The sequence below is a fragment of the Pseudomonas sp. BLCC-B112 genome (assembly GCF_028550695.1).
In the GTDB taxonomy this organism is placed as follows: domain Bacteria; phylum Pseudomonadota; class Gammaproteobacteria; order Pseudomonadales; family Pseudomonadaceae; genus Aquipseudomonas; species Aquipseudomonas danubii.
Genome location: NZ_JAQQGK010000017.1, coordinates 1 through 18,074 on the forward strand (window position 1 = coordinate 1; position 18,074 = coordinate 18,074).

An 18,074-nucleotide genomic window follows, 5' to 3' on the forward strand; every position below is an offset into this window, starting at 1 on the left:
GGCGAGGCACCGAGTGGAGGGGCAAAGCCCTTTGGTTACTTTGGGGCCCCAAAGTGACTCGCCGTAAGGGCGAAACCACCAGCCGCCCCCGCAGAAATGGATATGCCCCCCAAACCGCCACCGTGAGAACGAAACCCTAAGCGGCCATTACCGCAGCAGCGGATATGCCCACCACCGGCCCTAATTAACGAACTTCGCTGACCAGCTCCAGCGAGTATCTAGCGGGCGTTGCGGGCCAGGCGCCAGACCCGGGCGATGTCGGCGGCGCGTTCGCGCAGCAGGCGCGGGGCCTCGCGGCAGGCCTGTTCCAGGCTCATGGGACCGCTGGTCAGGGCGAAGGCTGCGTCCACACCGTGGGCGTACATCTGCTGGTAACCCTCGCCCAGGGTGCCGGCAATCACGATCACCGGAACGCCCTGCTCCCGGGCAATACGTGCGACGCCAAAGGGGGTCTTGCCGCGCAGGGTCTGGGCGTCGAAACGTCCTTCGCCGGTAATCACCAGATCGGCGCCCTGTATGGCCTGCTCCAGGCCCACCAGCTCCGCCACCACTTCGACCCCCGGGCGAAATTGCGCGCCGAGGAACGCCTTGGCGGCAAACCCCAGGCCGCCCGCCGCGCCGCTGCCGGGTTCGTCACGCAGGTCCTTGGGCAACACCTGGGCACACAGGTCGGCGAAGTGCCCCAGGGCCCGGTCCAGCGCTTGCACCTGTTGCGGCGAGGCACCTTTCTGCGGGCCGAAGATCGCCGAGGCACCGTGCTCGCCACACAGCGGGTTGTTGACGTCGGCGGCGATTTCAAAACGTACCTGGGCCAGACGCGGGTCCATGCCATCGAGCTCAATACCGGCCAGATCAGCCAAGGCCAGACCACCCCGGGGCAGTACCTGGCCCTGGCGATCCAGCAATTTGAGACCCAGGGCTTGCAGGGCACCGGCGCCGCCATCGTTGGTGGCGCTGCCGCCGATGGCCAGGATGATGCGCTGGGCCCCGGCCTCCAGCGCGGCCAGGATCAGTTCCCCCGTCCCGAAGGTGCTGCTGTTGCAGGCATCGCGCTGGTCCAGCGCCAGTAATTGCAGGCCGCTGGCCTCGGCCATTTCGATGATTGCCGTGTGACTCTGGGGCAGCCAGCCCCAGCGGGCTTCGACCGTCGCCCCCAGCGGCCCCTGGACCCGATGGCTGCGCAGCTGCCCGTCACAAGCGGCGAGAATCGACTCCACCGTGCCCTCGCCGCCGTCGGCCATCGGGCATTGACGTAGCTCGGCGTCGGGCCAGACCTCGGTCAGCCCCAGGGCAATGGCCTGGGCCACGCCTTCGGCACTCAGGCTGTCCTTGAACGAGTCGGGGGCGATGATGATCTTCATGGGGTGTTCTCCGGTTCTTGTGCCGCCATGCTGCCACTTGGCGCAGGCGCTGGCCCCGGTCCGCTGCACAAGTCCGGGGGCGCTTTATTGTTCATTGCTACAACGGCGCAACCTCGCCTAGCGTTGAAACCGCTGCCGCAGGCTGCGAACGGGTGCGGAGAGCTCGCGAGGGTTTTGAAGGCGATGCAGGTTTGACGGGAGATTGCCAAGCAAGGCCCTGCGGGCCTTTGCGCAGCCTCGCCATGGCTCGGCAGCGGCTACAGGGGATTGTGTTGAGCCGTGTTGGGGGGCAGCAATTGCACCCCCAGGTACAGGGCCAGCATGCCGTCCAGGCGCAAGGGGTCGACGCCGCTGAGTTCGGCAATCCGCTCCATGCGGTAGCGCAGGCTGTTGCGGTGAATGCCCAGGGCGTCGGCGCAGGCCTGGCTCTGGCCATCGTGGTCGCACCAGCTGCGCAAGGTCGCCAGCAACTGGCCGTTGCTGTCCTTGGCCAGCACCTTGCGCAACGGTATCAGCAACTCGTCCAGGGCGTCGTCGTTGCGGTGGCGCCAGAGCATCACCGGCAGGCGGTAGCGGTTGAGGGTCAGCAGGCGCGAGTCCGGCAGCAGGTCGCGGCCGTAGGCCAACAGGTCGCCGACCCGACGATAGCAACGGCGCAAACCGGCCAGCCCCTCAGCCTGCCCGCCCACGGCAACCCGCAGGATGTTCCAGCCCTGGCCGTCGAGTTTTTCCAGCAGGCGCGGGTTGTCCAGGCTGAAGTTCGCCGGGCGACACCAGAGCAGGGAGGTCTTTGACGAACTGACGCACCAGCTGTCCGGGTAGCGGCTCATCAGCCAGGTGCTGAGGGTCTCGACGCCGTGCCCCACGGGCTGCTCCGGCGCCAGTTCGAACAGGTAAGGGGTGCGCGCCAATTGCGGCTTGAGGCCCATCTGCCGGGCTTCGTCCACCAGCCGTGGCGAGTCGCCGCTGTCGCTCAACAGCAGGGCCAGCAGATCGTCACAACGCTGGCGCCGCCATTGCTGTTCGGCCTGTTGGTGGCGCTGGCTCACCAGCATCTCGGCGGTCATGCGCACCAGTTCGGCGTAGGTGCGCAGCAAGGCCGGATCGCCGGTGATGCCCAGCACACCGATCAGCCGCTGGTCGTGCAGCAACGGCAGGTTGATCCCCGGCTGCACCCCCTTGAGCTGGCGCGCGGTGGGCTCGTCGATCTCCACCACACGGCCGTTGGCCAGCACCAGTTGCGCGCCTTCGTGGCGGGTGTTGATGCGCTCCGGCTCGCCGCTGCCCAGGATCAAGCCCTGGCTGTCCATGACGTTGACGTTGTAGGGCAGGATGGCCATCGTGCGGTCGACGATGTCCTGCGCCAGGTCATGATCGAGTTCGAACATAGAGGGAAGGTCCTTGGACGTTGTTCAGTGGCACAGGGTCGGCGGCCAATCGCTGTGCGCCGGCACAAAGACAGCGACCTCGGTGTGACTGAGACTCTCGGGGCGGTCAACGTTACCCTTGCACCGCAAAAAATCATAATAAAGAGAGACACTCCATGTCACAGAGCGCCGCTGCCCCACTGGCCCAGGCTGACGACAAGCACGCCGTCTACAAGCGCATCACCCTGCGCCTGATCCCCTTCATCTTCGTTTGCTATCTGTTCAACTACCTCGACCGGGTCAACGTTGGCTTCGCCAAGTTGCAGATGCTCGATGCCCTGAAATTCAGTGAAACGGTATACGGCCTGGGCGCCGGGATCTTCTTTATCGGTTACGTGCTGTGCGGCGTACCGAGCAACCTGGCGCTGAACCGGTTCGGCCCACGGCGCTGGATCGCGCTGATGATGATCACCTGGGGCACCCTGTCCACCTGCCTGCTGTTCGTCACCACGCCGACCCAGTTCTATACCTTGCGCCTGTTCACCGGAGCCGCCGAAGCCGGCTTCTTCCCCGGGGTGGTGCTGTACCTTTCGCAGTGGTTCCCGACCTTCCGCCGGGGCCGGATCATGGCCCTGTTCATGTCGGCGATCCCGGTCTCAGGGTTGTTGGGCAGCCCGTTTTCCGGCTGGATTCTCAATCACTTCGCGGCCGGACAAGGCGGCCTCGCCGGCTGGCAGTGGATGTTCCTGCTGCAGGGCGTTCCCACGGTGGTACTCGGCGCCCTGGCGTTCTTCCTGCTCAGCGACAGCTTCGCCCACGCCAAGTGGCTGACGCCGGCTGAACGCGCGGTGCTGGAGGCCGACCAGGCCGCAGACGCCGCCAACCAGCCGAAAACCGCCAGCGATTCCCTGGCGGCCGTGTTCAAGAATCCGGCGATCTGGGCCTTCGGCCTGATCTATTTCTGCATCCAGAGCGGGGTCTACGCGATCAACTTCTGGCTGCCGTCGATCATCAAGAACCTGGGCTTTGCCGACAATCTGGTGATCGGCTGGCTGAGTGCGATTCCCTACCTGCTGGCGGCGGTGTTCATGCTGCTGGTAGGCCGTTCTGCGGACCTGCGCAAGGAGCGCCGCTGGCACCTTGTGGTGCCGATGCTGATGGGCGCCGTGGGCCTGCTGATCGCGGTGAACTTCGCCAGCACCCCGGCCCTGGCCATCCTCGGCCTGACCCTCGCCACCATGGGTGCCCTCACCGGCCTGCCGATGTTCTGGCCGGTGCCCACCGCCCTGCTCAGTGCCGGAGCCGCGGCCGGTGGCCTGGCGCTGATCAACTCCATGGGCCAGATGGCCGGCTTCCTCAGCCCCTACCTGGTCGGTTGGGTCAAGGACAGCACCGGCTCCACCGATGCCGCGCTGTACCTGCTGGCCGGGGTGATTGTCGGCGGTAGCCTGCTGGCCCTGCGCATGACCCGCACCCTGAACCGCTGAACCCCGGCAACACACCGCCCAACAACGAAAAAAGCCCGTTCGAGCCTCTGCTCCAACGGGCTTTTTCATGGCCGGCCTCAGCTCGGGGCGCCACCGTGCCGGGCGTAGTCGTGGCTGATGCTCAACTCCCCCGACGCCGGAGCATCCAGCTCCAGCACCAGGCCGCCGGGCAGACGGACAAAGATCTGCCAGATGCCGTCTTCCGGGACCTGCGCCACCTGATGCTCCAGGCCACTGGCTTGCACCCGCTGCAACACGGCTTCGGCCGCCTCCTGGGTGCTGAAGGCGATGTGACTCAGTTGCGGCTCTGGGCTATCGGCCTGTTCGATGACGTGGACCAGCGCCTGCCGGTCCTGATACAGCCAGCGTCCGGGAAAGGGAAACGGTGGACGCCGTCCCGCTTGCAGGCCCAACAGATCGGCGAATGCCTGCTGCAACGCCTGGCCCTCGGCACAGTTGAACGCCAGGTGATCGAAGCGCCAGCTCATAGCAGGCCACCGCCATCGACGTCGATCAGGCTGCCGCTGATAAAGCCGTTCTCCATGGCCAGGATAAAGGCTGCGGCGATGTCATCCGGCTGGCCGACACGGCCCACCGGCAGGCTGGCGGCGGTGCGCGCAAACATCGCCTGACGCGCCTCCTCGGGCATCCCGGCATAGGCTTCGGTGGCAGTGACCCCAGGGCTGATGACATTCACCCGGCGTGGCGCCAGCTCCTTGGCCAGGTGCTTGCCCAGGGCTTCGAGGGCGGCATTGAGGGTGGTCTTGAGCACTTGTCCGGGGACCATTTTGCGTGACAGCAAACCTGAGGTCAGGCCGATGCTGCCTTGAGCCGCCAGATGGGGCAGCGCCGCCTGGACCGCGCGCCACACGCCCCAGAACTTCACCTCGAACGCCCGCTGGGCATCCAGCAGATCGGTGTCGGCCAGGGGCTTGGCGGTGATCGCCGGACCGGCACTGATCACCAGATGGTCAAAGGCGCCCACGGCGCTGAACAGATCACCGAGGCTGGCGGCGTCGGTGATGTCCACGGCGAGGCTGCGGGCTGAGGGCGGCAACTGCGCCTGCTGCCGTTGCAAGGCTTCGAGGCTGCGCCCGGCGAGTACCACCTTGGCTCCGCGTGCGGCCGCCTGACGGGCCACGGCAGCACCGATGCCGCTGCCGGCGCCAATCACCACCACGGTCTTGTGCTGCAAGCTTGGATTGGAAAGAGTCATTGCGATCACCTGGGTCATGTAAAGGTGATTGCATCTTCACAGCTTGCCAATCGAGGAAAAATCCCGCTAAAACGCAAAGATCTTTAAAGGATTTTTACTAATGAGCTCAATCCTCGACCTGGAAATTTTCGTGCGCACGGCCGATTCCGGGAGCATTTCCGCCGCCGCCCGCTCCCTGGGCATGACGGCCGCTGCGGCCAGCATCGCCCTCAAGCGCCTGGAAACCCGCCTGGGCAGCCGCCTGCTGGCGCGCTCCACCCGCAGCATGCGCCTGACCGAAGAGGGGCGCCGCTACCTGGAAAGCGTGCGTCTGGCCCTGGCCAACCTGGAGGATGGTGAGCAGGCGCTCAAGCAGCAGAGCCAGGGCCTGGCCGGTGTGCTGCAACTGTCGGCGCCCTCGGATTTCGGACGTAACGCGCTGCTGCCGTGGCTTGACGAGTTCAAGGCCGAACACCCGCAACTGCGCCTGCAACTGCGGCTCAATGACCGCCACGCCGACCTGTTCCGCGACACCGTGGATGTGGCCCTGCGCTTTGGCGTGCCGGCGGACTCGAGCCTGGTGGCCCTGCCGATCCTCCCCGAACATCGTCGCCTGGTGTGCGCTAGCCCGGCTTACCTGGCCCGTTGCGGCACCCCGCAGTCCCCCGAAGACCTGTCGCACCACAGTGCCCTGCTCTACCTGCGTAACGGCCAGCCCTATGACAGCTGGCGTTTCAGCCGTGGCGACGAGACTCGCGAGGTGCCCGTGCGCGGCGACTACCTGTGCGACGACGGCGAAGTGGCCCGGCGCTGGGCCCTGGCCGGCCACGGCATTGTCTACAAGGCCCGGCTGGACGTGGCCGAGGACATTCGCGCCGGGCGCCTGGTGCCGCTGCTCGGCGACTGGCAAGGGGAACTGGCGCCGTTCAATCTGCTGTGTCCTCATCGCCTGCAGGTTTCCGAGCGGGTGCGCCTGCTGCACAGCTTTGTGTTGCAGCGCTGTCGGGCGCTGTGCCCCTGACCAGCACCGGCCCGGGGCAGCTGGCCGCTGCGCGGTTCGCCGGCAAGCCGGCTCCTGCGCAAAGTCCTTGCAGGCGATCTCACGGACCTCTTTGCCGAAAAGCCGGCCCCGGCGAGGAAGCGCCATTCAGGCATTGCAGAACCCGGGCGTTGTGGTATTTGATGATCGCCCCCCCATGGCCGGAGATGCCCCGGCCACCCTTCTAGCACAAGGATTTCGCCCATGAGCTATCGCACCCTCGGCCACTCCGGTCTCAAGGTTTCCAGCCTGACCCTGGGCACCATGATGTTCGGCGAGCAGACCAGCACCGAAGACTCGCTGCGCATCATCGACAAGGCCTGGGACCAGGGGATCAACTTCATCGACACCGCGGACGTCTACACCCAGGGCCGCTCCGAGGAAATCGTCGGTGAAGCCATCGCCCGCCACCGCCATGAGTGGGTGCTGGCGTCCAAGGTGGGGTTCGGCCCGGTGGACGGCCTGCCCAACCGCAGCGGCCTGAGCCGCAAGCACATCTTCAACGGCATCGAGGCCAGCCTGACCCGCCTGGGCACCGATTACCTGGACATCTACTACCTGCACCGCGAGGACCACAACACCCCGCTGGAGGTGAGCCTCTCGGCCATCGGCGACCTGCTGCGCCAGGGCAAGATCCGCTACTGGGGCCTGTCCAACTACCGGGGCTGGCGGATTGCCGAGGCCATTCGCGTGGCCGACCAGTTGGGTGTGGACCGCCCGGTCATCAGCCAGCCGCTGTACAACATCGTCAACCGCCAGGCCGAGGCCGAGCAGATCACCGCGGCCAAGGCCTATGGCCTGGGCGTGGTGCCTTACAGCCCCCTGGCCCGTGGCGTGCTCAGCGGCAAGTACGCGCCGGACGTGGCCCCGGACAGCGGCAGCCGCGCCGGACGCCAGGACAAGCGCATCCTGGAAACCGAGTGGCGGGTGGAATCCCTGCGCATCGCCCAGCAGATCCAGGCATACACCCAGGGCCGCGGGGTCGGCATCGTCGAGTTCGCCATCGCCTGGGTGCTGAACAACCAGGCAGTGAGTTCGGCGATTGTCGGCCCGCGCACCGAAGCCCAGTGGGACGCTTACACCCGGGCCCTTCAGGTGAAGATCAGCCCTGAGGACGAAGCCTTCATCGACGCCCTGGTGACCCCGGGGCACGCCTCGACCCCAGGCTTCAACGATGTGAGTCATTTCGTCTCCGGTCGTTTTCCGCACCTGGGCTGAACGCTGCCGGTGGCGGCGCAAAGGCGCGCGCCACCGGCCTTGGGCTCAGCAGGCTCGGCGGCACTGTGGCCATAAACGAGAAAAAATCCCGCCGCGATGGCGCAATCAGAGCAAAAAACTCGCGCCTGACCCTCTATATTCCCCCTCGCTTCTCCCCCCTATTTCTATGTGTCCCGAGCGTTCGGGTATTACGAGGACAGTGTGTCTAAAGGAATTGCGTTATCGGTCCTGGCGTCGGTGCTGTTTGCCGTCATGTATTTCTACACCTCCCTGCTGACGCCCCTGACCGGGGTGGAGATTTTCGGCTGGCGGATGCTGCTGACCCTGCCCTGCATGACCCTGTTCATGATCTTCAGCGGCGAGTGGCACCGGGTCGGCCAAGTGCTGCGCCAGGTGGCAAGCAAACCGCTGCTGAGCTTGGTGCTGCTGCTGTCGTCGGCCCTGGTGGGGGTGCAGCTCTGGCTGTTCATGTGGGCGCCACTCAACGGCTACAGCCTGGATGTGTCACTGGGGTACTTCCTGCTGCCGCTGACCATGGTCCTGACCGGACGCATCGTGTATGGCGAGCGTCTGTCGCGCCTGCAGAAAGTGGCCACGCTGCTGGCCTGCCTCGGGGTGCTCAACGAGCTGTATCAAGTGGGCAGTTTTTCCTGGGCGACCCTGGTGGTGGCCGTGGGCTACCCGGTGTATTTCGTCCTGCGGCGGCGCCTTGGCACCGATCATCTGGGTGGCCTGTGGCTGGACATGGCGCTGTTGATCCCGGTGGCACTGTGGTTTGTGCAAGGCGGCGAACAGGGATTTGCCGTGGTGGACAGCCATCCCGGCCTGTACCTGCTGATTCCTCTGCTGGGGGTGATCAGCGCCTCGGCGCTGGCGTGCTACGTCATCGCCAGTCGCTTGCTGGCCTTCAGCCTGTTCGGCCTGCTCAGTTATGTGGAGCCGGTGTTGCTGCTGTTTGTCGCCCTGCTGCTGGGGGAAAGCATCAAGGCCGGGGAATGGCTGACTTACATCCCGGTCTGGCTGGCGGTGCTGGTGCTGGTGCTCGAAGGGGTCAGGCACCTGCTGCGCCAGCGCCGCAACTGATCGACGCGCCCGCATGGGCCTGGGCAGGCCAGGTTCGGGCGCCGCTGGGGATCAGGGCTTGATCTGCTTGAGCTCATTGAGCAAGGCCAACAAGGCTTGCATCTTGTCCTCGCCAAATTGCTGCTGGATTTTCTGGTAGTTGATTTCCATGTCGCCGCTCATGGACTCGAAACACGCCTGGCCCTTGTCGGTCAGGGTGATGAACAGGCGGCGCTGGTCTTCCGGGGATTTGCGGCGGCTGACGTACTCGTCACGCTCCAGGCGGGTCAGCACGCCGGTCATGCTCGGCGGCAGGATGCAGGCCATCTTTGCCAGTTGGTGGCTCTCCAGCTCACCGTTCTGGCGCAGGATGCGGATGACCCGCCATTGCTGCTCGGTCAAGTCGTGCTGGTTCAGCGAGGGGCGGAAAAAGGCCATGGCGGCCTCACGGGCCTGCAACAGGGTCAAGGTCAGGGACGGTCTGGGTGTGTTCATCGAGGCATCGGTCAAGGGCTGGGAAACAAAGGCGCAAACATTAACACATTCACTATCGCCAACCGACAGGCAATATAAAGCCCGATCAGGCAGGACCTGATCGGGCTCTGTGTTCAAGCCTGTCGAGGGTTACTCGGTGGCCAGTACCCCACGACGCACCTGGTCGCGTTCGATCGATTCGAACAGTGCCTTGAAGTTGCCCTCGCCGAAACCATCGTCGCCTTTACGCTGGATGAATTCGAAGAATACAGGCCCCATCAGGGTTTCCGAGAAGATCTGCAGCAGCAGGCGCTTGTCGCCAGCTTCCGAAGAGCCGTCCAGCAGGATGCCGCGGGACTGCAACTCGTTGACCGGCTCGCCGTGGTTCGGCAGGCGGCCTTCGAGCATCTCGTAGTAGGTTGCCGGCGGCGCGGTCATGAAGCGCATGCCGATCTTCTTCAGCGCGTCCCAGGTCTTCACCAAATCGTCGGTGAGGAAGGCCACGTGCTGGATGCCCTCGCCGTTGAACTGCATCAGGAACTCTTCGATCTGCCCGGCGCCCTTGGACGATTCCTCGTTCAGCGGGATACGGATCATGCCATCCGGAGCGGTCATGGCCTTGGAGGTCAGGCCGGTGTATTCGCCCTTGATGTCGAAGTAACGAATCTCGCGGAAGTTGAACAGCTTCTCGTAGAAGCCGGCCCAATAGGCCATGCGCCCGCGATACACGTTGTGGGTCAGGTGGTCGATGATCTTCAGGCCGGCACCCGGTGGGTTGCGGTCCACGCCTTCGAGGAACACGAAGTCGATGTCATAGATCGAGCTGCCTTCACCGAAACGGTCGATCAGGTACAACGGCGCGCCGCCGATGCCCTTGATTGCCGGCAGGTTCAACTCCATCGGCCCGGTTTCAATGTGGATCGGCTGGGCGCCGAGTTCCAGGGCGCGCTTGTAGGCCTTTTGCGAATCCTTGACCCGGAACGCCATGCCGCATACCGACGGGCCGTGTTCAGCGGCGAAGTACGAGGCGACGCTGTGGGGTTCGTTGTTGAGGATCAGGTTGATCGCACCCTGGCGGTACAGATGCACGTCTTTTGAACGATGGGTCGCGACTTTGGTGAAACCCATGATCTCGAAGATCGGTTCGAGGGTATTGGGGGTAGGCGATGCGAATTCGATGAATTCAAAGCCCATCAGGCCCATTGGGTTTTCGAAGATATCTGCCATGGTTGGCGCCTCATCATATTTTTAGAATTAACGGATCGTTAGTTGCTATCAATGCTGAGGAAAGAAGGCGGTGCGCAGGAGATGCCCCGCACGCTGCGGGCGAGGAAGTCACCGTAGATCAGTTGAAACCCGAGAATCTTCATTTCGACCCTGTCTTACAGGCTGGGGGACGAGGCTTCTGCTGCCAGAAGACTTTATTATTGTATGCGTAACCGGATTCTACACAGCGTAAAAGCCTTTGTCCGCATTCTCTATAAAATCGCCTTTTTCGCCTGGCCCGCAAGGGGTTTGTTGCACTGGTAGATGCCGCCGAGAATCAACACCCCGCCCATTCCCATCACCAGGCTCAGTTGCTCTCCCAGCAACAGTGCGCCCAGCAGCACTGCCGTCAGCGGGTTGAGGGCAATGAACACGCCAGAGCGGGTGGCACCGATGCGTCGCAGGCCGTCGTAGTACCAGATGTAGGCCAGCGCGGAACCCAGGACGCCCAGGTACAGCAGGCTCAAGCCCTGGCTCAGGTCCAGGCGGACAATGGCATGCAGGTCGAACTCGCCGCGGGCCAGGGTTGCAACCCACAGCATCAGGGTTCCCATCAGGATCGAATAGGTAACGGTCTGCAACGGGCCAAGGTGCTGATTGAGGCCTTTGGAAAACAGCGAGTACACCCCCCAACCCAGGACGCAGCCGAGTATCAGCAGGTCGCCATACCAGCCCCCTGCCCCGGCAGCCAGGGCCGAAGGATCGCGACTGCAGATCACCAGGGCCGCGCCACTCAGGCACAACAGGATGCCCAACAACTTGCGCCGGCTCAGGCGTTCCTTGAACAGTGCCCAGGACGCCAGGGCAATCACCGCAGGATTGAGCGCCACGATCAAGGACGCCCGCGAGGCGTTGACCTGTTGCAGGCCGAGGAAGAAGCACAGGTTGTAGAAGAAGATGCCGAAGAACCCCAGGAGCGCCAGTTGGCCGAGCTGCTTGAGGCTGGGTCGGGCCAGGGCAATGCGCGCCACCGCCATGAAGCCAAGCAGGGCCAGGCTGGCGAGCAAGAAGCGCAGGCTGGCAGCCTGCCAGGGGGAAAGCCCACCGGCCAGGTAACGCCCGGCGACGAAGGTGCCGCCCCAGATCATGGTCACTGCCGCCAGTTTGCAATAGACCGCCAGGTCCCCGTGATCGGCCGCCAGGGGGCCGCTAATACCGCTTTCATTCATGTTCATGCTGCTCGGTGGCTGTGGATTTGTGCTGTGAGATCATTCTTTGTCTAATAGCTCATCATCGTAAAATGAGCTTTTACTCATGACCCTGACCCAATTGGAGATCTTCTCCCGGGTGGCCGAACTGGCGGGTTTTACCAGCGCCGCCACGCGCCTGGGCATCACCCAGTCGGCCGTGTCCCACGCCATCAAGTCCCTGGAACAGGAACTGGGGGTCGAACTGTTCCGCCGCCATCAGGCCCAGGTCGAACTCACCGATATTGGTGGCCAACTGTTGCTGCGGGCCCGGGCCATGCTGGGGCTGGCGGCGACCTTGGAACAGGAGGCCGCCGATGCTCGGGGCATGAAGCGCGGCACCTTGCGCATCGGCTCCTTTGGCCCCACCTCCTCCATGCGCCTGTTGCCATCCATCCTCGAGGAGTACCGGCGCGAGCATCCGGGAATCGAGGTGCATATCGACGAGGGGCCGGATCGCCAGGTGCTGCAATGGCTGGAGGAGCGACGGGTCGACGTGGGCTTCGTGGTGTTGCCCGAGGAGCGTTTCGACACCTTCGCCCTGATCGAGGACCAGTTGATGGCGCTGATTCCCGCAGGCCATGCCCTGGCCCGGGAGCAAGAGATCCGCCTCGAACAGCTGTGTCACGATCCCTTCGTGCTGACCGAAGCCGGCTCGGCCGAGCTGGTTACGCGCTTGTTCATCGGCGCCGGCCTGAGCCCCAACATCCGCTACCGCAGTTCGCAACTGCTCAGCACCCTGGAAACCGTGGCCCGGGGTGACGCCTTGAGCATTCTGGCCGAGCTGTCCTTGCCCCCGGCTGCGGACGCCCGCTATGGGAGCAAGCCCCTGTCGCCGCCGGTGCGGCGCCAAGTGGGGATCGCCGTGCTCGATCGGCGCCAGGCATCGCCGGCGACACTGGCCTTCATCCAGCATGCGCAACGTCTGTATCGTCATCCAAAGCCGTCTATCCTGCGATGATCCAGACAACGTCAGGAGGCTGCCGCCCCCGCTGCCGCAGCCAGACGCTGGCCCGCCCCTCCTCCGCCACAGGTTCGATCCATGCCCCTGACCGCCAAAGGTCCGCTCAAGCGTTCTACCCGCAGACTCTGGACAGTGTTGGCGATTGTGCTTCCCATCGGACTGGGGGCCGTCATTTTCTACGCCCAGGCCGAACGAGCGCTGGTGCGCAGCAGCCTGGAAACCGCCGAGGAAGCCATCCGCCAGTTCGACCTGATGCTGGACAACACCGATATTGCCGCCAGGGCGCTGCTGCCCCAGGCAGGCCTGGAGTGCGACGAGGTGCGGCAACTGGCCCTGAGGGACCAAGTGACTCGCCGACCATTCGTGCGCTCGACCAACCTGGTGTGGCGCAACAACAACTATTGCAGTTCATTGCTGGGCAGCTATCCGGTGCCCCTCGATCCCCGGGATTACGTTGACGGCCGGCTCTGGCTCATGAATGGCAATCCCGTCACCCCCAACACCGCGCTGCTGGTCTACCGCTTGAGTGAGGGCGAGCGCTCGGCCCTGGCGACCATCGACGGTTATCACCTGACCAACGCCCTGCGCCTGATCAGCCGCTTCGCCCATTTGCGACTGCAGGTGGGCGAGCATTGGCTGTCCAGTGATGGCGGGGTCCACGACGGCGCACCGCCACTGGCAGCAGTGGCCCCCCAGCATCTGAGTTCATCGCGTTATCCCTACAGCGTCAGTACAGGATTTCCCGAGGGGGACATCTGGAAATACATGAAAAGCCAGTACCCGGCGTTGTTCAGCCTGCTGGTCTTTCTCGGTGCCGGCGCTGGTGTCCTGGCCCACTGGTTGCAGAAGCGCTCCGCCTCTCCCAGCCATGAATTGCGCCGGGCACTGGAAGCCCGGGAGTTCATTCCATACTTTCAGCCGGTGGTGCGCGGTGACACGCTGCAATGGGCCGGCATTGAAGTGCTGATGCGCTGGCAACATCCGCGAGAGGGAGTCGTGCGTCCGGACCTGTTCATCCCTTTCGCCGAACATTCGGGGCTGATCGTGCCCATGACCCGTTCGCTGATGCAGCAGACGATGCAGGTGCTGGCTCCCCACGCCGCCGGCTTCACCGATGGTTTTCATATCGGCATCAACATCACTGCCAGTCACTGCCATGACTTGCAGTTGCTGGAGGACTGCCGGGAGTTTCTCGCCGCCTTCCCTCCCGGCAAGGTGATCCTGGTGCTGGAGTTGACCGAACGCGAACTGATCGAGCCCACGGCCACCACCCAGCAGCTGTTTGCCGCTCTGCATGAACTCGGGGTAATGATCGCCATCGACGACTTCGGCACCGGGCATTCCAGCCTGGGTTATCTGCGTCAGTTCAATGTCGATTACTTGAAGATCGATCAAAGCTTTGTCGCCATGATCGGTGCCGACGCACTGTCGCTGCATATACTCGACAGCATTATTCAACTCTCGGCCAAACTCGATCTGGGCATCGTCGCCGAAGGTATTGAAACTGCCGAGCAGCGGGATTACCTGGCGGCTCAAGGCGTGGATTTCCTGCAGGGTTATTTATTTGGGCGCCCCATGCCCAGTGCAGAATTTGTTGCGGCCCTGGCGCGCCATTAAATAGCCATGTCAGAACATTAAGTGCTCGACTACGGTAACTCGGGATACGCACCAATTTGATTCAATTGGCAAATACAGGCTTGAACAAGAACAACCTGATTTACTCTCGCGCCATTAACTACTACAATTTTTCCCGCCTGTACAAGATTCACAGGTAGGCCACTTAATCGAGCCTTAACCGGCTTATGGCTTATAGCTTTGTTTGTGGTTTGTATCAGCCAAAATAGACTATTGGAGTGAAGATATTGTCCAGACTTGCTGAATTTCGTGCTGCAGAAAAAGCACTTCAAGAACAGCTCGCGCAGCTTGAATCCCTGAAGAACGACGCCGGCCTCAAAAAGGAAATCGAGTTCGAAGAGAAACTTCAGGCCCTGATGAAATCCTACGACAAGAGTTTGCGTGACATCATCGCAATCCTTGATCCCAACCTGGGCAAAAGCGGCCTGCCACAAGCCAACGCCCCTAAACAGCGCCGCGCACGCGTGGTGAAGGTCTATCAGAACCCGCACACCGGTGAACTGATTGAAACCAAGGGCGGCAACCATCGCGGCCTGAAAGCCTGGAAAGAACAGTACGGTGCTGCCACTGTGGATTCCTGGCTGCGCGCTTGAACAAAGCCGCCACCTGAAAAAGGCCCTGCATATGCAGGGCCTTTTACATTGATAAGAATATTCTTATTACGACTTGAATCTAAGGGAAGACCCAGCCCAACCGATGGCAATCAGCCATCCCGCGATAGGCCTTGCTATAAAGCCAGCCCCCAAAGCAACTACTCGCTTAATGCCTTTCTCGAAAACGAACTCGCTACACGCGAAAAGCAAACCGACTGTTTCAGATTTTTCCTTAAAGTTTGAGGCTATTTCGTACAGCCAGTATCTGATCCTGACTATCGGCATAAGCCGCCGCCTGACCGGCGTATGAAAGTACATAAGCCTTATCCTCATCCAGTGCCGCCACCAGTGTTTGCGACAACACATGTCGCCCATTCTGGGTAATGGTACAAGTGGTCTCCAGAGCGTCCAGACGACTCAACTGCGCAGCATGAATCTTGTTACAGACACTCTGATATCCACTGCGGGCAAAGTCCTTCTGCACTGACTTGCGCATCTCTAGCAATACCCCTTGAAGATTGACTACATGCCCACGTTCCACCTGGGTCATGGTCAACTCCATGACCAGTTGCGGATTGCCCGCGGCATCGTTCTTCACCGCCCGCTGCCGGGAAACCTGGGCAGCCTGATCCGCCTCCTGGACCGGCACTGGCTCCACAGTCCAGCCCTCGGGCCAGGCCACCTCCGGTTGCGCCTGGACAACGCCCGCAAACATCAACAGCAAAACGGCCACAGCCTGGGTTCTAAACGACTCGATCATGGATTGGCACACTAAAGAAACTGGCCTTGAAGTCTGAGCCCGGCGCCAGGAATGGGCAATAGATCAGGAGCTTTGGGTTTGGCGCCATCCTGTCCAGTTGCGTATCATTGCCCGCTTCCAAGGATGTCCGAACATTGCCAGACAAGGACTTCCCCGCCCTCGCGGGCAGCCTTTGCCGCACTTTCTTCTGGAGGGCCCATGAGCCTCAACGAACTCAACTCTTTCCCTGGCGTGACCGCCCAACCGGACGCAGCCACTGCTCGTTTCGTCTTCAACCACACCATGCTGCGGGTCAAGGACATCACTCGCTCCCTGGACTTCTACACTCGGGTCCTGGGCTTTTCCCTGGTGGAAAAACGTGATTTCCCCGAAGCCGAATTCAGCCTGTACTTCCTCGCACTGGTGGACAAGTCACAGATTCCGGCCGACGCTGCGGCCCGTACCGAATGGATGAAGTCGATCCCCGGGATTCTCGAACTGACCCACAACCACGGCACCGAGAACGATCCGGACTTCGCCTACCACAACGGCAACACCGACCCGCGTGGCTTCGGCCATATCTGCATCTCGGTGCCGGATATTGTCGCCGCCTGCGAACGTTTCGAGACCCTGGGCTGCGACTTCCAGAAGCGCCTGAATGTCGGCCGCATGAAGAGCCTGGCCTTCATCAAGGACCCGGATGGCTACTGGGTCGAGATCATCCAGCCAGCGCCGCTGTAACCCGATGCAGGTGCAGAGCTGGCCTGCGTAGGAACTGGATTGCCAGCGAACGCATCCGCAAGGACTGCGCCAGGCCCAACAGCCTCTTCACTGGCAAACCGGCGCCGACCCAGGCAGCCATAAAAAAACCCCATGAGCCAGGCTCATGGGGTTTTGTTTTTTCAACGGTCGATCAAGCCGGTGCGGATGTACGGATCAAGTGATCGAATGCACTAAGGGAAGCCTTGGCACCCTCGCCCACTGCAATCACGATCTGCTTGTAGGGCACTGTGGTCACGTCACCGGCAGCAAATACGCCAGGCAGCGAAGTCTCGCCACGGGCATCGACGATGATCTCGCCACGAGGCGACAGTTCTACCGAGCCCTTGAGCCAGTCGGTGTTGGGCAACAGGCCGATCTGCACAAAGATGCCTTCCAGGTCCACGGTGTGGAATTCACCCGAATCGCGATCCTTGTAGGCCAAGCCGGTGACCTTCTGCCCATCACCCTTCACTTCACTGGTCAGGGCACTGGTGATGACCTTGACGTTGGGCAGGCTGTACAGCTTGCGCTGCAACACGGCGTCGGCCCGCAGCTTGCTGTCGAACTCCAGCAAGGTGACGTGGCTGACGATACCCGCCAGGTCGATAGCCGCTTCGACGCCGGAGTTACCGCCACCAATCACCGCCACCCGTTTGCCTTTGAACAGCGGACCATCGCAGTGCGGGCAGAAACACACGCCCTTGGCCTTGTACTCCTGCTCACCCGGCACACCCATTTCACGCCAGCGGGCACCTGTCGCCAGGATCACCGACTTGGCCTTCAGGCTCGCGCCGCTTTCAAACTGAATCTCATGCAAGCCGCCCACTTCCTTGGCCGGCACCAGGGCACTGGCTCGCTGCAGGTTCATGATGTCGACGTCGTATTGCTTGACGTGCTCTTCCAGTGCCGCGGCCAGTTTTGGCCCTTCGGTCTCTTTTACCGAAACAAAGTTCTCAATGGCCATGGTATCCAGTACCTGGCCGCCGAAGCGCTCGGCCGCGACCCCGGTACGAATGCCTTTACGAGCGGCGTAGATGGCTGCCGAAGCACCGGCTGGACCGCCGCCGACCACCAGCACATCAAAGGCCTCTTTGGCGTTGAGCTTCTGCGCTTGCTTCTCTACCGCACCGCTGTCGAGCTTAGCGAGGATCTCTTCCAGCCCCATGCGGCCCTGGCCGAAGTTCACGCCATTGAGGTAGACACTGGGCACCGCCATGACCTTGCGCTCATCGACTTCGGCCTGGAACAGCGCGCCGTCGATCGCCACATGACGGATGTTCGGGTTGAGCACCGCCATCAGGTTCAAGGCCTGGACCACGTCCGGGCAGTTCTGACAGGACAGCGAGAAGTAGGTTTCGAAGTTGAACTCGCCTTTGAGCGAGCGAATCTGCTCGATCACTTCAGCACTGGCTTTCGACGGATGGCCGCCCACTTGCAGCAGGGCCAGCACCAGGGAAGTGAATTCGTGGCCCATGGGAATGCCGGCGAAACGCAGGCTGATATCGCCTCCTGGGCGATTCAACGTGAACGACGGCTTGCGCCCATCGGTACCGTTGTCGAGCAACGTAATCTGGTTGGAAAGACTGACAATGTCTTTGAGTAACGCGAGCATTTCCTGGGATTTCGCACCGTCGTCGAGGGAGGCGACGATCTCGATCGGCTGGGTGACCCGTTCCAGGTATGACTTCAACTGAGCTTTAAGATTGGCGTCCAACATACGGGCGA

Annotated in this window: 17 protein-coding genes; 8 read left to right on the forward strand and 9 right to left on the reverse strand. The window is 62.5% G+C overall.

The annotated features are described in order from the left end of the window. Positions 1-218: 218 nt before the first annotated feature. Together PQT43_RS29625 and PQT43_RS29630 are read right to left on the reverse strand one after the other, a co-directional pair. Positions 219-1,361, reverse strand: coding sequence for a glycerate kinase (locus tag PQT43_RS29625; protein ID WP_253085278.1), 1,143 nt, complete (start codon positions 1,359-1,361; stop codon positions 219-221). Between the two features lie 257 nt (positions 1,362-1,618). Continuing rightward, entirely contained in the window at positions 1,619-2,749 is a 1,131-nt protein-coding gene (locus PQT43_RS29630; protein ID WP_253085279.1) for a sugar diacid recognition domain-containing protein, read from the reverse strand. A 155-nt stretch (positions 2,750-2,904) separates the two neighbouring features. On the opposite strand from PQT43_RS29630, the gene PQT43_RS29635 reads away from it, so the two are divergent. Continuing rightward, the gene (locus PQT43_RS29635; protein ID WP_170003966.1) at positions 2,905-4,215 is read left to right on the forward strand and encodes an MFS transporter; all 1,311 of its coding nucleotides are present in this window, start codon (positions 2,905-2,907) and stop codon (positions 4,213-4,215) included. Positions 4,216-4,292: 77 nt separating this feature from the next. Here the strand turns inward: PQT43_RS29635 and PQT43_RS29640 are convergent, their stop codons facing one another. Together PQT43_RS29640 and PQT43_RS29645 are read right to left on the reverse strand one after the other, a co-directional pair. Then, positions 4,293-4,703 (reverse strand): hypothetical protein, encoded by a 411-nt coding sequence (locus PQT43_RS29640; RefSeq protein WP_253085280.1) that lies wholly within the window; start codon positions 4,701-4,703, stop codon positions 4,293-4,295. After that, a complete protein-coding gene (locus PQT43_RS29645) occupies positions 4,700-5,431 on the reverse strand; it encodes an SDR family oxidoreductase (protein ID WP_253085281.1) in 732 nt (243 codons plus the stop codon). Before PQT43_RS29645 ends, PQT43_RS29640 begins: the two co-directional genes overlap by 4 nt. A 100-nt stretch (positions 5,432-5,531) precedes the next feature. Here PQT43_RS29645 and PQT43_RS29650 point away from each other — a divergent pair, with 100 nt between their 5' ends. From PQT43_RS29650 to rarD, 3 genes are all read left to right on the forward strand, one after another. After that, positions 5,532-6,431: a LysR family transcriptional regulator gene (locus PQT43_RS29650; RefSeq protein ID WP_102882619.1), complete on the forward strand. Its 900-nt coding sequence runs from the start codon at positions 5,532-5,534 to the stop codon at positions 6,429-6,431. Between the two features lie 222 nt (positions 6,432-6,653). Continuing rightward, on the forward strand, positions 6,654-7,667 hold the full coding sequence (locus tag PQT43_RS29655; RefSeq protein ID WP_110596607.1) for an aldo/keto reductase: 1,014 nt from the start codon (positions 6,654-6,656) through the stop codon (positions 7,665-7,667). 201 nt (positions 7,668-7,868) lie between these two features. Beyond that, on the forward strand, positions 7,869-8,750 hold the full coding sequence (gene rarD, locus PQT43_RS29660; protein WP_102882617.1) for an EamA family transporter RarD: 882 nt from the start codon (positions 7,869-7,871) through the stop codon (positions 8,748-8,750). Between the two features lie 51 nt (positions 8,751-8,801). On the opposite strand, the gene hpaR is transcribed toward rarD, so the two are convergent. From hpaR to PQT43_RS29675, 3 genes are all read right to left on the reverse strand, one after another. After that, positions 8,802-9,224, reverse strand: coding sequence for a homoprotocatechuate degradation operon regulator HpaR (hpaR, locus tag PQT43_RS29665; protein ID WP_102863268.1), 423 nt, complete (start codon positions 9,222-9,224; stop codon positions 8,802-8,804). Positions 9,225-9,353: 129 nt separating this feature from the next. Then, positions 9,354-10,430, reverse strand: coding sequence for a 4-hydroxyphenylpyruvate dioxygenase (gene hppD, locus PQT43_RS29670; RefSeq protein ID WP_102863267.1), 1,077 nt, complete (start codon positions 10,428-10,430; stop codon positions 9,354-9,356). A 251-nt stretch (positions 10,431-10,681) separates the two neighbouring features. Further along, positions 10,682-11,638: a DMT family transporter gene (locus tag PQT43_RS29675; protein WP_253085380.1), complete on the reverse strand. Its 957-nt coding sequence runs from the start codon at positions 11,636-11,638 to the stop codon at positions 10,682-10,684. 85 nt (positions 11,639-11,723) lie between these two features. On the opposite strand from PQT43_RS29675, the gene PQT43_RS29680 reads away from it, so the two are divergent. The 3 genes from PQT43_RS29680 (at position 11,724) to PQT43_RS29690 (ending at position 14,848) form a co-directional block, all read left to right on the forward strand. Next, positions 11,724-12,617 carry a LysR family transcriptional regulator gene (locus tag PQT43_RS29680; protein WP_123394280.1) on the forward strand — a complete coding sequence of 298 codons (894 nt, stop codon included), beginning with the start codon at positions 11,724-11,726 and terminating at the stop codon, positions 12,615-12,617. Between the two features lie 81 nt (positions 12,618-12,698). Then, the gene (locus PQT43_RS29685) at positions 12,699-14,237 is read left to right on the forward strand and encodes an EAL domain-containing protein (protein WP_110596605.1); all 1,539 of its coding nucleotides are present in this window, start codon (positions 12,699-12,701) and stop codon (positions 14,235-14,237) included. Between the two features lie 245 nt (positions 14,238-14,482). After that, the gene (locus tag PQT43_RS29690) at positions 14,483-14,848 is read left to right on the forward strand and encodes a histone-like nucleoid-structuring protein, MvaT/MvaU family (protein WP_102863264.1); all 366 of its coding nucleotides are present in this window, start codon (positions 14,483-14,485) and stop codon (positions 14,846-14,848) included. 232 nt (positions 14,849-15,080) lie between these two features. On the opposite strand, the gene PQT43_RS29695 is transcribed toward PQT43_RS29690, so the two are convergent. Next, the gene (locus PQT43_RS29695) at positions 15,081-15,608 is read right to left on the reverse strand and encodes a DUF4946 domain-containing protein (protein WP_253085282.1); all 528 of its coding nucleotides are present in this window, start codon (positions 15,606-15,608) and stop codon (positions 15,081-15,083) included. 198 nt (positions 15,609-15,806) lie between these two features. Here PQT43_RS29695 and gloA point away from each other — a divergent pair, with 198 nt between their 5' ends. Beyond that, positions 15,807-16,328, forward strand: a complete 522-nt coding sequence (gene gloA / locus PQT43_RS29700) for a lactoylglutathione lyase (protein ID WP_272755424.1) — start codon at positions 15,807-15,809, stop codon at positions 16,326-16,328. A gap of 172 nt (positions 16,329-16,500) precedes the next feature. On the opposite strand, the gene ahpF is transcribed toward gloA, so the two are convergent. Beyond that, positions 16,501-18,066, reverse strand: coding sequence for an alkyl hydroperoxide reductase subunit F (gene ahpF / locus PQT43_RS29705; protein ID WP_102863261.1), 1,566 nt, complete (start codon positions 18,064-18,066; stop codon positions 16,501-16,503). Between the last annotated feature and the right edge of the window lie 8 nt (positions 18,067-18,074).

What these genes read in the sequence shown, in the direction of transcription:
- hpaR (WP_102863268.1), bottom strand. Translation starts at nt 9,224, where the DNA reads ATGAACACACCCAGACCGTCCCTGACCTTGACCCTGTTGCAGGCCCGT.
- PQT43_RS29635 (WP_170003966.1), top strand. Translation starts at nt 2,905, where the DNA reads ATGTCACAGAGCGCCGCTGCCCCACTGGCCCAGGCTGACGACAAGCAC.
- PQT43_RS29630 (WP_253085279.1), bottom strand. Translation starts at nt 2,749, where the DNA reads ATGTTCGAACTCGATCATGACCTGGCGCAGGACATCGTCGACCGCACG.
- PQT43_RS29625 (WP_253085278.1), bottom strand. Translation starts at nt 1,361, where the DNA reads ATGAAGATCATCATCGCCCCCGACTCGTTCAAGGACAGCCTGAGTGCC.
- PQT43_RS29675 (WP_253085380.1), bottom strand. Translation starts at nt 11,638, where the DNA reads ATGAATGAAAGCGGTATTAGCGGCCCCCTGGCGGCCGATCACGGGGAC.
- hppD (WP_102863267.1), bottom strand. Translation starts at nt 10,430, where the DNA reads ATGGCAGATATCTTCGAAAACCCAATGGGCCTGATGGGCTTTGAATTC.
- PQT43_RS29695 (WP_253085282.1), bottom strand. Translation starts at nt 15,608, where the DNA reads ATGATCGAGTCGTTTAGAACCCAGGCTGTGGCCGTTTTGCTGTTGATG.
- PQT43_RS29650 (WP_102882619.1), top strand. Translation starts at nt 5,532, where the DNA reads ATGAGCTCAATCCTCGACCTGGAAATTTTCGTGCGCACGGCCGATTCC.
- ahpF (WP_102863261.1), bottom strand. Translation starts at nt 18,066, where the DNA reads ATGTTGGACGCCAATCTTAAAGCTCAGTTGAAGTCATACCTGGAACGG.
- gloA (WP_272755424.1), top strand. Translation starts at nt 15,807, where the DNA reads ATGAGCCTCAACGAACTCAACTCTTTCCCTGGCGTGACCGCCCAACCG.
- PQT43_RS29640 (WP_253085280.1), bottom strand. Translation starts at nt 4,703, where the DNA reads ATGAGCTGGCGCTTCGATCACCTGGCGTTCAACTGTGCCGAGGGCCAG.
- PQT43_RS29685 (WP_110596605.1), top strand. Translation starts at nt 12,699, where the DNA reads ATGCCCCTGACCGCCAAAGGTCCGCTCAAGCGTTCTACCCGCAGACTC.
- PQT43_RS29655 (WP_110596607.1), top strand. Translation starts at nt 6,654, where the DNA reads ATGAGCTATCGCACCCTCGGCCACTCCGGTCTCAAGGTTTCCAGCCTG.
- PQT43_RS29645 (WP_253085281.1), bottom strand. Translation starts at nt 5,431, where the DNA reads ATGACTCTTTCCAATCCAAGCTTGCAGCACAAGACCGTGGTGGTGATT.
- PQT43_RS29680 (WP_123394280.1), top strand. Translation starts at nt 11,724, where the DNA reads ATGACCCTGACCCAATTGGAGATCTTCTCCCGGGTGGCCGAACTGGCG.